The sequence below is a fragment of the Candidatus Macondimonas diazotrophica genome, assembly GCF_004684205.1.
GTDB lineage: Bacteria > Pseudomonadota > Gammaproteobacteria > UBA5335 > UBA5335 > Macondimonas > Macondimonas diazotrophica.
In genome coordinates this window covers 1-12,282 of sequence record NZ_SRIO01000022.1, presented here as the reverse complement: position 1 = coordinate 12,282, position 12,282 = coordinate 1, and the positions used below count along the sequence as shown (strand labels likewise).

The 12,282-nt window shown below is 40.9% G+C and carries 26 protein-coding genes; all 26 read left to right on the top strand.

What is annotated here, in order from left to right:
* The first annotated feature begins 69 nt into the window (after positions 1 to 69).
* Entirely contained in the window at positions 70 to 333 is a 264-nt protein-coding gene (locus E4680_RS12400; RefSeq protein WP_135282735.1) for a hypothetical protein, read from the top strand.
* Between the two features lie 41 nt (positions 334 to 374).
* Positions 375 to 2,360, top strand: coding sequence for a hypothetical protein (locus E4680_RS12395; protein WP_135282734.1), 1,986 nt, complete (start codon positions 375 to 377; stop codon positions 2,358 to 2,360).
* Positions 2,361 to 2,538: 178 nt separating this feature from the next.
* Positions 2,539 to 2,859 carry a hypothetical protein gene (locus E4680_RS12390; RefSeq protein ID WP_135282733.1) on the top strand — a complete coding sequence of 107 codons (321 nt, stop codon included), beginning with the start codon at positions 2,539 to 2,541 and terminating at the stop codon, positions 2,857 to 2,859.
* 153 nt (positions 2,860 to 3,012) lie between these two features.
* Complete coding sequence (locus E4680_RS12385; RefSeq protein WP_135282732.1) at positions 3,013 to 3,201, top strand: hypothetical protein; 189 nt, start codon at positions 3,013 to 3,015, stop codon at positions 3,199 to 3,201.
* Positions 3,198 to 3,419 (top strand): hypothetical protein, encoded by a 222-nt coding sequence (locus E4680_RS12380; RefSeq protein ID WP_135282731.1) that lies wholly within the window; start codon positions 3,198 to 3,200, stop codon positions 3,417 to 3,419. The genes E4680_RS12385 and E4680_RS12380 overlap by 4 nt, the downstream gene beginning before the upstream one ends.
* A 507-nt stretch (positions 3,420 to 3,926) precedes the next feature.
* A complete protein-coding gene (locus E4680_RS14105) occupies positions 3,927 to 4,088 on the top strand; it encodes a hypothetical protein (protein ID WP_167792503.1) in 162 nt (53 codons plus the stop codon).
* A 35-nt stretch (positions 4,089 to 4,123) separates the two neighbouring features.
* Positions 4,124 to 4,399: a hypothetical protein gene (locus E4680_RS12375; protein WP_135282730.1), complete on the top strand. Its 276-nt coding sequence runs from the start codon at positions 4,124 to 4,126 to the stop codon at positions 4,397 to 4,399.
* 9 nt (positions 4,400 to 4,408) lie between these two features.
* On the top strand, positions 4,409 to 4,804 hold the full coding sequence (locus E4680_RS12370; RefSeq protein ID WP_135282729.1) for a DUF7659 family protein: 396 nt from the start codon (positions 4,409 to 4,411) through the stop codon (positions 4,802 to 4,804).
* 110 nt (positions 4,805 to 4,914) lie between these two features.
* A complete protein-coding gene (locus E4680_RS12365) occupies positions 4,915 to 5,142 on the top strand; it encodes a hypothetical protein (RefSeq protein ID WP_135282728.1) in 228 nt (75 codons plus the stop codon).
* Between the two features lie 11 nt (positions 5,143 to 5,153).
* Entirely contained in the window at positions 5,154 to 5,384 is a 231-nt protein-coding gene (locus E4680_RS12360) for a hypothetical protein (protein ID WP_135282727.1), read from the top strand.
* Positions 5,384 to 6,199, top strand: coding sequence for a hypothetical protein (locus E4680_RS12355; protein ID WP_135282726.1), 816 nt, complete (start codon positions 5,384 to 5,386; stop codon positions 6,197 to 6,199). Before E4680_RS12360 ends, E4680_RS12355 begins: the two co-directional genes overlap by 1 nt.
* An 11-nt stretch (positions 6,200 to 6,210) precedes the next feature.
* Positions 6,211 to 6,726, top strand: a complete 516-nt coding sequence (locus E4680_RS12350; RefSeq protein ID WP_135282725.1) for a hypothetical protein — start codon at positions 6,211 to 6,213, stop codon at positions 6,724 to 6,726.
* 36 nt (positions 6,727 to 6,762) lie between these two features.
* The gene (locus tag E4680_RS12345) at positions 6,763 to 7,209 is read left to right on the top strand and encodes a phiTE_072 family protein (protein WP_135282724.1); all 447 of its coding nucleotides are present in this window, start codon (positions 6,763 to 6,765) and stop codon (positions 7,207 to 7,209) included.
* Between the two features lie 15 nt (positions 7,210 to 7,224).
* Positions 7,225 to 7,437 (top strand): hypothetical protein, encoded by a 213-nt coding sequence (locus E4680_RS12340; RefSeq protein ID WP_135282723.1) that lies wholly within the window; start codon positions 7,225 to 7,227, stop codon positions 7,435 to 7,437.
* 66 nt (positions 7,438 to 7,503) lie between these two features.
* Complete coding sequence (locus E4680_RS12335) at positions 7,504 to 7,701, top strand: hypothetical protein (protein WP_135282722.1); 198 nt, start codon at positions 7,504 to 7,506, stop codon at positions 7,699 to 7,701.
* 123 nt (positions 7,702 to 7,824) lie between these two features.
* Positions 7,825 to 8,292, top strand: coding sequence for a hypothetical protein (locus tag E4680_RS12330; protein ID WP_135282721.1), 468 nt, complete (start codon positions 7,825 to 7,827; stop codon positions 8,290 to 8,292).
* A 132-nt stretch (positions 8,293 to 8,424) separates the two neighbouring features.
* Entirely contained in the window at positions 8,425 to 9,252 is an 828-nt protein-coding gene (locus E4680_RS12325; RefSeq protein ID WP_135282720.1) for a phosphohydrolase, read from the top strand.
* A 67-nt stretch (positions 9,253 to 9,319) separates the two neighbouring features.
* Positions 9,320 to 9,592: a hypothetical protein gene (locus E4680_RS12320; RefSeq protein WP_135282719.1), complete on the top strand. Its 273-nt coding sequence runs from the start codon at positions 9,320 to 9,322 to the stop codon at positions 9,590 to 9,592.
* An 86-nt stretch (positions 9,593 to 9,678) separates the two neighbouring features.
* Positions 9,679 to 9,891, top strand: a complete 213-nt coding sequence (locus tag E4680_RS12315) for a hypothetical protein (protein ID WP_135282718.1) — start codon at positions 9,679 to 9,681, stop codon at positions 9,889 to 9,891.
* A complete protein-coding gene (locus E4680_RS12310; protein ID WP_135282717.1) occupies positions 9,888 to 10,121 on the top strand; it encodes a hypothetical protein in 234 nt (77 codons plus the stop codon). The genes E4680_RS12315 and E4680_RS12310 overlap by 4 nt, the downstream gene beginning before the upstream one ends.
* A 58-nt stretch (positions 10,122 to 10,179) precedes the next feature.
* Positions 10,180 to 10,455, top strand: coding sequence for a hypothetical protein (locus E4680_RS12305; protein ID WP_135282716.1), 276 nt, complete (start codon positions 10,180 to 10,182; stop codon positions 10,453 to 10,455).
* Between the two features lie 11 nt (positions 10,456 to 10,466).
* Entirely contained in the window at positions 10,467 to 10,826 is a 360-nt protein-coding gene (locus E4680_RS12300) for a hypothetical protein (protein ID WP_135282715.1), read from the top strand.
* A gap of 81 nt (positions 10,827 to 10,907) precedes the next feature.
* Positions 10,908 to 11,171: a DUF3850 domain-containing protein gene (locus E4680_RS12295; RefSeq protein ID WP_135282714.1), complete on the top strand. Its 264-nt coding sequence runs from the start codon at positions 10,908 to 10,910 to the stop codon at positions 11,169 to 11,171.
* Positions 11,164 to 11,391 carry a hypothetical protein gene (locus tag E4680_RS12290; protein ID WP_135282713.1) on the top strand — a complete coding sequence of 76 codons (228 nt, stop codon included), beginning with the start codon at positions 11,164 to 11,166 and terminating at the stop codon, positions 11,389 to 11,391. The genes E4680_RS12295 and E4680_RS12290 overlap by 8 nt, the downstream gene beginning before the upstream one ends.
* 82 nt (positions 11,392 to 11,473) lie before the next feature.
* Positions 11,474 to 11,758, top strand: a complete 285-nt coding sequence (locus E4680_RS12285; RefSeq protein ID WP_135282712.1) for a hypothetical protein — start codon at positions 11,474 to 11,476, stop codon at positions 11,756 to 11,758.
* 49 nt (positions 11,759 to 11,807) lie between these two features.
* Positions 11,808 to 12,095 carry a hypothetical protein gene (locus E4680_RS12280; RefSeq protein ID WP_135282711.1) on the top strand — a complete coding sequence of 96 codons (288 nt, stop codon included), beginning with the start codon at positions 11,808 to 11,810 and terminating at the stop codon, positions 12,093 to 12,095.
* Positions 12,096 to 12,282 lie beyond the last annotated feature (187 nt).

Sequence of the window (12,282 nt, the reverse complement as noted above, 5' to 3'; positions counted from 1 at the left end):
AGGGGACACAACGTACCCTGCTATCCCCCCGTACATTCTGTATGGGTCCCATTTCATTAGGAGATAATCATGACTACACAAACTTGGTACAAAGAAAACCTTCAATCAGAAGTAGATCAACTTGCTGACAGTCTTGTCAGACTAGGCAAAGCATCAGGCAAGTCTTGTGCTCTCACTACTGTAGGAATAGTAAGCCTTACTGCTACAGCAGTAGAGTTGAACAACGAAATACTTAAAGACCTCATAGACATCACAGATGTTGACGTAAGTAAGAAGTATTCCGAGATGAAAGACACAGTAGCTTCTTGGTTTGATCAAGAAGAGACTAAGTAATTGTCATCAACATGCACTCTCTATTAAGGGAGTGTATAACCATGAGGATTAAGATCATGACTAACACAGAGAGTAAGCACCATCCTGCTGCTAATACACAGGATATGTTCCACCTTAAGACTGGTAAGTTTCGTGTGGGTAACACGCTTGAAGCTTACTTGGCTACCAAGAAGAAGTATCCACAATCTGCTCGTAACGTATTTGAAGCAGTACTTACAACAGATTACCTTGAACTTCACAGCAACAAGCTTACTGATGCTATCAACCATGCCATCATGGGCAGACCTGAAGTAACAAGATCAGAGCTAATCAACAAGCTGTCCTTCAGTCTTCCTAACCTTAAGATCGAGAAGTGTTCAGATAAGTTATTTTATATTGAGGAAAGGAAGAAGCTAGCAGCTGCTTGCATCCTTAACGTTCTTATCGATAGCAAGGAATTGACCATGTGTACTAAGGTTACTTCTTTCGAGAATGCTAAAGGTAGACGTATAACAATTCCTCAGTACGTTATACAAACTGGTCAGAACAATCCTGAAAAGAATATGCTCTACGGATTGGAACGAGAACCTAATATTGTGTACCAAAGTCGTATAGGTCACATAAAGGTTAGTCGTAAAGCTAAAGAAGTACTTGCTGTTCTTGCAGGTATTCCATACCAGCTATCAGATATAGCAACTCCTGGGCTTATACAGAAGGGCTATGAACTAACTCATGACTACTGGTCAAAGAGCAGGGAGGCAGGAGCTAGTAAGCGTATAAGGTATCGTAAGCAAGCTGAACTGTTAGGCAATATAGAAGGTATCTTCTACCTTCCTTGTCGCTATGATTCCTCTTACAGAGTCTACTATGAGTTTCAGACAGCAGGTCTGAGACCTCAAGGTAAAGACTGGGAGTGTAACCTAATTGACTTAGGTGAATCCTATAAGGTTACAGAGGAAGACGCTGTTCATGCCAAGCATGTCATATACGTTATGAGACATGGGAGAACGTCAATGGTGGATGCTCTAGCCAAGTTCTCTGATGAGGATAGGGAATATGCTTCTAGTGCTGATCCTATGGATAAGTCTCTTGTCTATACAAATAAGGATGATGATACTCCTATCAAGGAATTCGGTAATCGTATTGTCCTTATGAAGGCTGCAAGAATCCTTGACTGTTATGACAAGGGCGAATCTTGCAACTACATGTTGGCTAAGGACTTAACTACATCAGGACTACTGTTTGCAGCAAACGGTTTCAGTTCTGCTGAAATGGCTAAGCATTGTGGGTTAACAGATACTCTACCTGAGAGTGCTTATAAAGCATGGGGTAAAGAGCTAGGTTCCGTAGAAGATCCTAAAAGTGAAATGATGGGTCTACTTCATGGAGGTACTTTCTTTACCGTATCTCAAAGTACAGGAATACCCGAAGAGGAAGTTATCAGTAAGACGAGAAAACTCTTTGGTGATTGCTTTTCTAACATTGCAACTATTGCAGAATGGGGACAGCACTTAGTTGATAACTACTGCAACATACTTCAATGGAAGAATGCACAAGGGTACAAATGCTACTTTAAGTCTGAGATGGAACATGTTCCATTAAAGCTTAAAGCACCTTCAGCATGGTATAAGACAGGTATGTCTAACGATACCGTAGTCTGTACTATGCCTTTAGCTGTAGATAGTTCTAATAACAGTGTATATGCTAACGGCTATGGGGCAGGTACTCACAGCAAGGAAGGAGTTAAGACTAAGCGTAGAGGTTTATACGCAAGGATAACTCACTCCATTGACGCTTCTTTGCTACATAGTGTGGTTACAAGGACTGGTGTAGGACTCATGGTTAAGCATGATGCTTTCTTTGCCAGACCTGCTCACCACAGCGTAATAGCTAAGATAATCACGGAGTTCTTTATTGATCTGCAAGGTAAGAATCCTTACCAGGATGCTGTAGATCAAGTAGCTGAGCACAGAAAGTCTGAGCCTCTGCAACTTAGTCAGGGAGAAGGCTTTAAAGTCTCCAGTAAGCAGAACTTCTATATGCCATAACACGACATGTTGTGACGTACATGCATGATAGATAACCTTACGTGTTCATTGAACATACGGGCTTGATTGCTGTACGTCTACAACTAATCGTGTTCTCGTAACCTTTGATTCGACAGATATTACCTCGGCTATGCCTCGATATAGTGGAAATGAAAATTCATTCGTTGAGGATATAACTATGGAAAACAATAAAGCAAAAGCTCTTGCCTTCAATCGTGTAGTTGCCAAGACTCGTAAGATTAAGGAACTTGGTATTCGGTATGATATGAATGTTGAAGAGATTGATGCTCTTGTCATCAAACTGGCTACTCTGAAAGCTAAAGGTGAAAATTCTTACGAAGACTTTGTGTCTGGTCAAGAATGGTATGTCAATGACCTTATTCGGTACAACATGATGACTGCTAAGGAACGACTGGAGTATGAGTACACTAAAGCTTTCGGTGAGTTAGCCCCTGAAGAAGACCTTCTTGAGTATCTTGAGGACTTAGTAGGAGCTTAAGACACAATATATTGAGTAGTAAATTTTAAAGTCAGTTATTGCCTTTGTAAGTACCTTTAATATTATTATTAATATTACAGCTTACTGCTTATCAGTACTGCATTAGTAACCTTAACCTTTAGTCTACCTTCAATATCGTTTAAGGAATTCGTTATGTCATTAAGTAAACATATATTACCTCACTTAACCTCTAAAGAACTGCTTAAAGAGGCTTACAGTCAAGCTAGTACTCCTTTAGAGAAGTCTTTAACTAAAGCTCTTGAGAAAGAAATTAATGCTAATGATAAGCATACAAGAGTTATTGACGATCTTGATTCTAAACTCAGTGAGCTTGAGAAATGAAAACATTAATCGTTATTCTTGTTACTTTAAGTATTATTATTGGTTTGTTAAATTTAATACTGTTATTAAATAAATCCAATATTAGTATTGAATCAGAATGGGTATGTACTAAAGAAACTTTTACTAAAAAAAGTATTCCAATAGTAGACGAAAATAATGTTGGAGTATTTATTCTCAATATTCCTGAATGCGAACAATTCTCAAAAACTCAAAATTGAGTATGCACATTATGAAAAAGCCTTTACCAAACAAAGAACTGGAAAAACTCATCGAAACTTCATCAGATGAAACAACCGTTAAACTCGCTAAAACTCTGCTGAACGAGAGGGGTTGTAAGGGTTTCCGAGAAGGATCGAATAAAAGTAAGAAGACAAAATCTGAGCTTTTAGAAGAGTGGTCTGAGGTAGTTAAAAGCAAACCTCACGGTAACCGAAAGCACCCTTACAAGCGTAAGAAAAGAAGGTAATCTTACTTTTTAAGTATACATAGTAGGCACGATTTACTAGGTATTTTGATGTTTAGAAATACTTAAAGCTTCTTAATAATTAATTATTCATTAACTATTAAATTTAGGGATTTTAGATTTAGTAATATTGTTACTACTAATAATACAAATACCTGATTTATTAGGTATTTATCCTTCACATCACGTAGGATAGGGGTTTATTCTATCACGTCTTTTTTAATCTGTATACCTACCACGTCACATTTCTGGGAGTAATGTAATGAAGAAGAATGTAACCGATCAAGAGCTAATTAAAATGGGTTTGAAGTCTGATAAGCCTGATATCCGAGCTTTAGCAATTAAACTGGATAAGGAAGTAAAAAAGAATAAGGGGCTTACAGCTCTTGCTAGAGCTATTTTCTCTGCTGAGGTAGGTAAGTAGCTTTTAGTATCTTTAAACGGCTTGAGGAGGCTGTCATGCGCTTTAAAATACTATTATTACTGCTAGTCATAACTAGCCCTGTACATGCATGGGATTGTTTTGCAGAGGCAGGATTTGGTACATGGACAGGTTTTAGTAAATTGGAATTGCCAGGGGTTACTCCTGCCAAGTTCGATATGTATTGTACAAAACAGAATGTATCTTTTGGATGGACTCACCATTCTGATCTTATGAGAGGTAAGCCTTTTAATAAGAAAGCTGATTTCTCTATGGATATGTTTTTTATGTCTTATAAGGTTAAACTTTTTTAGGAAGGTATTATGAAAAGTTTGCAAGATTACATTAAAGACGAACAGACTGCTTTATTTAAGAAGTACGGAGCATTCTTTGCATTTAGTGTTAAGCAATATAAAAATGCAGCAGTAGAAGGTACCCAATACGTAAGTGCAGGATCGGGTATGTTCTGTCCTGCTGATAACGAAGAAGCACTTTATGAAGATTTAAAAAATCTTTACGAAAAAGGTATTACACAAGACTTGGCTGAGAACGGTAAAGAAGCCATCATCCGAAGAGAGTTAAGCAATTACGAATGTCAATTAACAGGTGATGTGACTAACGCCTATGAAGCTCTTGAAGATTATGGAATTACGTTTGAAGAAGTTCAGGAAGGGTATGTCAGTTACCACAGAGAATGTGTTGAAAACGACTGGTTTTAGGAGGGTATTATGGACATCTTAGTCGGTAGTTTTACTTTTATACTTGTAATAATCGGCTTATTAATTTTGTGGGAAGAAACACCTGCACCTAAAGATGAGGGTGAAGAGTGATGGAACTTTTATTGATGGGTTCTTTGACTGCTATCGCATTTATCATACTGATGTTCAAGTTAGGTATTGGTAGATTCGTTAAGTTTAATGCAGCAAGTGATGTGATAATTTCTGGCGTATTGGTACTTATATTTGCAGGAACATTTAGCGGAATGGTTACAGGACTAATAGCTGGAATTATTGTAAGTTTGTTTCTGTGGGTACTGAAAGGCATAAAAGCCGCTTGAGGAGAGAAATAATGATACATGAAATAACCTTGAAAGACGTTGTTACGGCACTTGATAAAGAGATTCCCATCGTATTCTGTTTTTCTACTGAAGAACAGGCTAGTAAATCTTTAACGTTTAACCCTGCATCGGATAAATACACCGTTAAGTACGACAATATTATTACAGGTGAGAGTTCTGTAAATAGTTACTTAAGCACGCTGAAGGCTATCGCTAAGTACAACTCTGAGGGAGAGAAATAATGAAGTTACCAGAGTCAGTCCTTACAAAAAAGCAATCCAAGACTTTTACTAAAAAAATCGAATACCTCGGAAAACCTTCGTATATGGTATGTACTGTTCGTTACGATGATGAATGCGGCAATGGGCATAACAGTTTTGCTATAACAGCAGACATTTACTGGGATGTAAAGGGGGTGTATAGAAATTTTATTGCAGGAGGGTGTCTGCACGATGAGATATACAAATATTTCCCGAATCTGAGGAAATATATTAAATGGCACTTAGTTAGTTCAGACGGTCCGATGCACTATGTAGCGAACTCTTTATACCATGCACGTACAGTGAGTCATTCAGGCTATAAAGTAGGGGAACCTGTAAAATTTGATACTTTCTTAAAATTTAAAGGAATTCCTTTCACATTCGGGGAAAAGAAACAAGGATTTTTCAACTACCTTGACAGCGTTGAGGACTTTAGTAGCGTAAAAGTTGAAGAAATTCCTTATGATGGTAGTAGAGACTATGATCATGACCCTAACTACTCTCTGACAGGATTTATCCCAGAAAACAGTAAAAATAAATGGTATACCGCTCCGTATATGCGAAAGAATAATGCAGAGGAATTTCTTGAAGCTTTGCAAAACTTTAAATACGAATACGTAAAAGTTCCCTACAAGTGGTGTGAAGCTGTAGAACCTGATTTGGAGGCAGCTAGAGAATGTGCGGTATGGCCTGATGCCGAGCTTGAAGATTTTACTGAGGAAAAACTTTTAGCCCGATTGCCTTCTCTGATGGAGGAGTTCAAAGCTGACATAGAAGAACTTGGATTCGTATTCTAAAGGAAAATCTTATGAATAAAATAACCAGAACCTTGTGTATTATGATAGCAGTATTGTCGCTAGTTGCTTGCGGAAATGTATCCAAAATCACTGTAAGCAATATGGAAATGGCAATAGCTGAGTTGCCAATAGCTAAGTCAATGCTGTTTACAGCCGATCTAAGCCCTCATGAGCGTAATTTAGTGGCTGATGCAGTTAGTTATGCGGAAATGCTGATAGTTCGTTACAGAAGCTCACAGGAGGTTGAAACAGTAATAGCTCGTGCTCATTTAAATGAGTTGTCGCATAAATACTATGTTATTTACGCTGTAGTGACTCGTCATTGGGGATTAATGCCGGTAGAAGAACAGACCAAGTTGATAGTCCATGACGATAATGTCCGAAGAGTGTACACAGAACTTTCAAATAAACTGGAAGGATTCGGCAATATCGGTATTAATGAATCTGAATCTATGATGTCGCTAGTTTTAGGTGTACTACATCTGATTGAAATGTTGGGAATTGAATACAAACAAGCAACGAACTAATGGAATCATCGCAGGCTTAGTTGTGAGGAACAGACTGTGGATATCAAAAAAGAGTTAACTGAAACTTACATTATCACAGAATTGGACGAGTTAGATCTCGTAACTTTGTATGTAACTAACTACAAACCAGGAAAAGGAAAACTAGTAATTGAGTGTTTTGGGGAGACTTGGGTTTGTTGTTTTTCTGCTATGGGCTGTAGCTCGATACAGGAATTCATACTACGTTCTGATAACGACTACCTATTAAGAAAATTACTAAAAGAAACCTACGAAACAGACTTTGATAAGATCAACAAAGAAGCTCAAAAGCGTGGATTTGATATATGTGCTTATAGTGATATTGAAATTGCTATGCAGGCCGATGAAATGAGAGAGTGCTTCGGTGACGATTGGCAAATGAATCTACCTATGTGCAATACCGTCGAATATCACTACGTTAGTAAGATTCTGGATGCTATAAAAGAAGCATTACAGCAAAATTGATAGAGGATGAAAACTATGACACCAGAACAGCTTTATAAAGATGCCTGTGAAGCCAAAGAGAAAGGCGCTCATGTTGGTATGAGCCTTGTGTTCCAACGCGGTCAGAAGCGCCCACCTGGATTCCCGCGTGGTGAATTGCTCTGTGAGACTGAGCTAGGCAACGTTTACAGCTTCGACCCTGACAAGGTCATTTCGTGGCTCAAGAAGCATAATCTTATTGCAACCTAACGCCCTAGTTAAGCCGCCGCGTCTTTTGCGGTCGGCTTGAAAGACTTGTTAGCTGTGGAGGCTGATATGGGAACACCAGAAATACTAATACCTGCCATACGTCAATATAAGCACAACACAGGTGGTGATGGGTTTGTTGTTGGCTACGACAAAGAAGAAGTTAATAAGATTGTTATTGACCTGCAAAATCAGATTATTGACTTAAAAGCGTGCTTGCGGACTTGTGCGAATTCTGCCAAAGGTGGGCTAGATCAGTACAGCTAACAGCTCGATTAAAGAGACACTCATAAATTTTGAGTACTAAGATAGGAGTAATTGAAAGTGGGCATAGAAAATAATGAGTGCGTGGTAGCCACAACCGAGGACATCGACGCTATGGAGAAAGTAATGGACTGGATCAACACATTGACCGAAGAGGAGCAGCCATTGTTTTCGGTATCCAAGAGCCTGATAAACATGAAAGAAACCGTGTTCATGGGGCCAGATGGAAGCAAGAAAGGTTGGCCGCATTCCAAGCAGGGTGAAGACTTGCGCAACCAGCTTATCGAGCTGCTGGAATCCTTCAACTACGAAGACGGCAGCAATCCCTTCGACTGGGTTGAAGTGGGGTATGGTGAGTTTGGCCAGAAGGTGCTTCGCGGCAACTGCAAGAACAGGTACAGCGACAAGCGTTATCACAACTTGAGTGAGGGATCCCAAGAAGGACGCGAAGACTGCCCAGTGTTAAACGCACACTGCAAGTTTTATTCGTACCAATGTGATTCTAACGGTGATGTTGCAATCTCCCATTGTTGCCACCCGGATAATATTAATGACCGTGAAGGGAACTGTACTCATACGTTGTGCCCTCTTTGATTTTCTTGTTAGTTTTGAAAATAATTGGAGTTAAATAAAATGTATAGAACTATGGCTAGACGCGGTGAACTGTCCGAGTTTATGGCGTTGTTATAAGGCATTTTTTTTTACAAAACTTGGAGAACCACAAACATGAAAAAACTTTGTATCTACCACGGAAACTGCGCCGATGGCTTTGGTGCTGCTACTGTTATTCGAATTGCTTTAGGTAGCCATAACGTAGACTTCCACGCTGGTGTTTACCAAGAGCCGCCACCAGACGTAACCGACCGCGAAGTAATATTGGTTGATTTCTCCTATAAGCGCGACGTGATTATTGAGATGGCGGCTAAAGCAAAAAGTATTTTAATTATTGATCACCACAAGAGCGCTGAAGCCGACCTAGTGGACTTGCCGTACAATGTAACAACTTACTTTGATATGACCAAAAGCGGTGCCGTGATGGCTTGGGAATACTTCCACCCTAGCGAAGAAACGCCACAGCTTCTTTTGCACATTCAAGACCGCGATCTTTGGGAATTCAAGCTTGAAGGAACCCGCGAAATTCAGGCGTGTGTTTTTTCGCACCCATACGAGTTTGAAATTTGGGAACAACTGCTGTGCGCTGACCCTCAAAAGCTACGCGAGGATGGCAAAGCCATCGAGCGCAAGCACTTCAAAGATATTAAGGAGTTCATCGCAGCAGCGGCCTACACGGACACCATAGCAGGGCATGAGGTACCAGTATTAAATGCCCCTTACTTCTGGAGTTCTGATGCCGGACACATTATGGGGGAAGGCAAACCCTTTGCGGCTTGCTATTGGGATACGCCAGGAGGTCGAGTGTTTAGCTTGCGCTCTGCGAATGATGGCTTAGACGTTTCAGAGATAGCCGCGAAATTTGGTGGTGGTGGACACAAGCACGCTTCTGGTTTTCGCCTGGCCTTTGATGACCTGCATAAGCTGGCCGATGCCTTATAACGCCATAGCTTTGCTGCCGAGCGAAGCGAGGTCAGAAATAGCGCCTTGTTAGGCGAAGGAGGTTGAGGTGAGCGTGAAAGAAATAGAAAAACTTTCTACCGGCGAGATCGGGGCGAAACAGGAAAAACTATGGAACTGCCACGCTACATGGCCGAATGGCTTCGGGGACAAAAAACAGAATCCGCATGGCAGGCCGCGTAACTACTGGTGCGCGACCGTTGGTGGGGAGCTTATTGAGTGGGAAGGCGTGAGCGGGTGGCCGACAAAAGAAAAAGCGCTCGAAGCCGCCAGCAAATTCCAGCAGAAATGCGTTGACTGGCTGGCGAAACATAACGCCTAACGCCCACATATAAGCGGTGGCGCTTTTGCCATCCGATTGATTTGCTTGTTAGCTGTTAAGAATTATTTTTAATATGAGGATTAAGGATGGGATTAGCAAAAATAGTAGGAAAAATAGCGACACATGATGAACTTGTAGAAGTTCTACAAGAAATGGAAAAAGAACAAATTAAACTAAGATCTGCTATCGAATGGGCGCTTGGCGAAAATGGTCGGTTCGAGAAACCAAACGAGCTTGCCAACGCAAAAAAGGGGGAATTTTGGTGGCGAGCAGAACTAAGGCGGAGAGCGGGATTATGAGTACAGCTAACGCCGCAAATAAGCGGGAGCGAAATAGAGCGAAGCGTGCGAGAAATAATATTTTGCTAAATACCGCATTGAGGGCTGGAACCCAAGCAGGGATGAGTGAACTTGAGATATTTGAGCGGCTTGTTCATGGGTTGTTAGATTTGCACGACGAATCGTTTCAAGAAAAATTAGACCAAGCTATGAATAGCAAAACACCAATAGGGTTTAGCAATATTTCATAGCACGAATAACGCAAAGACAACCCGCCGTACTGACCTATAGCGACAGGACTTACTTGTTATGAAGAATTTCAAAAGAACTTCGTTACTTTTGGCTGCCCTCTTGAGCTGTTTTCTAGTTTCAGGGTGTGATAATTATGGTCTATCTTTTGATGGGGACGTACCCAACGGTTTAAATACAGCAAAAAGGCCGTTGATATTAGTCGCAACTGGAGAACAAGGGATTGTAATAAAAGACGCCGTTGGAAATCTTTATTCTTACAATGAGATTTATTCCTTTGCACAGGCAATAATGGCAAGTGACCTCAAGCCAGGTGACGTTATTGTAGACAACTAATGGAGGTTGATATGAACAACGAAGTACAGGATTGCATAAATCGCTTGAAAGCAGCGTTCCCGAAGGCGTTTATTTACAAAAACGATGAACTGATAATCGAACCAAAGAACAATATTTACTTCCGTATTGATGACATAGAAAACGAATTCGATTTTAAGTGCAAAGTTATCGAATGGCTATCGAGGCCAGCTCACAAAGGGTTGAGTAATTGGTGGCAAACCAGGATCAGGAACGGGATGAATAAGTTTCTAGGAACATCATTTACGCCTGCCGAACTTAGCACTATTTACACGTACATAGGGTGCGGATGTAATCGTGAAAAGGCTAAAACTTTCGTAGCGTCTGGATATGATTTTGGTGTGCTGGCCTAACGCCAAGCATAACGGGGCAACTGGAGCAGCGCGGAAGGCGCTCCCAGTTAATGCAATTGTTAGCTGTAAAGGACTTTAAAGATGCACCATAAATTAAAAATTTTGCCTTGTTATTTTAAAGCTGTTGTTGCTGGCGATAAACGATTTGAAATTCGAAACAATACTGACAGAGGCTTTCAAAAAGGCGACACCATCGCGTTTGAAGAAATTGAAAAAGGATTAACCAGAGACACACTAACTGGCAATGCAGTACACGCAAAAATTACTTGTGTTATAGACTATAACCAGTTTTCAAATCAAGTCGTTTTCGGCTTTGAAGTAATCGAGGAATTTAGTAATGAGTGAGCCGGTAAAAGCAACGCTTGTTATGGAGTTGAATGTCGAATGCCCTGAGTGCGAGCACGAGTTTGACTTGTTCCAAGAAAGTCAAAATGACGAAGGCGATTTATATCGGCAAGTTCTTGATGATGATCGCTGGAAAATCGATGCGGATGATCGACTGAAAACATACGCATACTGCCCAAAATGCAGCACACCTTTTGATGTGAAAGGTGTGATTTGGTGACAGCTAACGCTTTAGTTAAAACGTGAGCGATAGCGAATCGATTTTGAACGACTTGTTATGCCCGTTTGGGCAGGAGGACTACATGGCGACAAAGAAAAGAACGACCAAACAACAACGTGAAAATCAGCAATTGAAAGCACTCACGCAAAGGATCAGTGACATCTATTGCGGGGCCTCTGGCGGTGTGTGGAATGAGGAAGAAGAGTGCCCTACTGCTGAACAGCTATCAGTTATCGGGCCAGCAGTCCGATCAACCTTCCAAGGTGAAAACGTCCCTGAATGGGTATGGGATTTTATAAATCTCGATAAGTTTGAGCGACCTAGTGTTCTCGCAAAACAACTTTTTGAATATGGTGTTAGGGCATAACCCCTGGGTAATTAGCCGCCTTTGGTGGCACAGAATTGGAGCAATGATGATGACAAACGAAACTGAAAAACAAGAAACCGACACAACAGTAGGCGGTCTGATTGACCCTGCTGTTATAAACCGACAGCAGGCAATTAAAATATTCTTTCAAGCCATTGACCATGATGACCTTTATTGGACTGACTTGGTTGAAGATCATTTGGTGTTTAACGATGATGATGACGTGATTGCATGGCCGAGTCGGTACGATGTTGGCAGGGCTTTGGGATTTACTGACGAGGAAATGGAAACCGCTGATGGTCTTGAGCAAGGCAGACTGAAAGAGCTAGGTTTATAACGCCACAGTTAAATGACCGCCGCAGTTTGGCGGTCATTTTTGAACGCCTTGTTATGAGGCGCGGGAGACACACATGGAACTGAAAGACGTAGTAATGAAACTGATTGGGCCGGTGCAACCGTATGGCGACCACTACGGTGATATGCAGCGATTGGAGAACATGAAGGAGCTGATAGAACTGACTGAC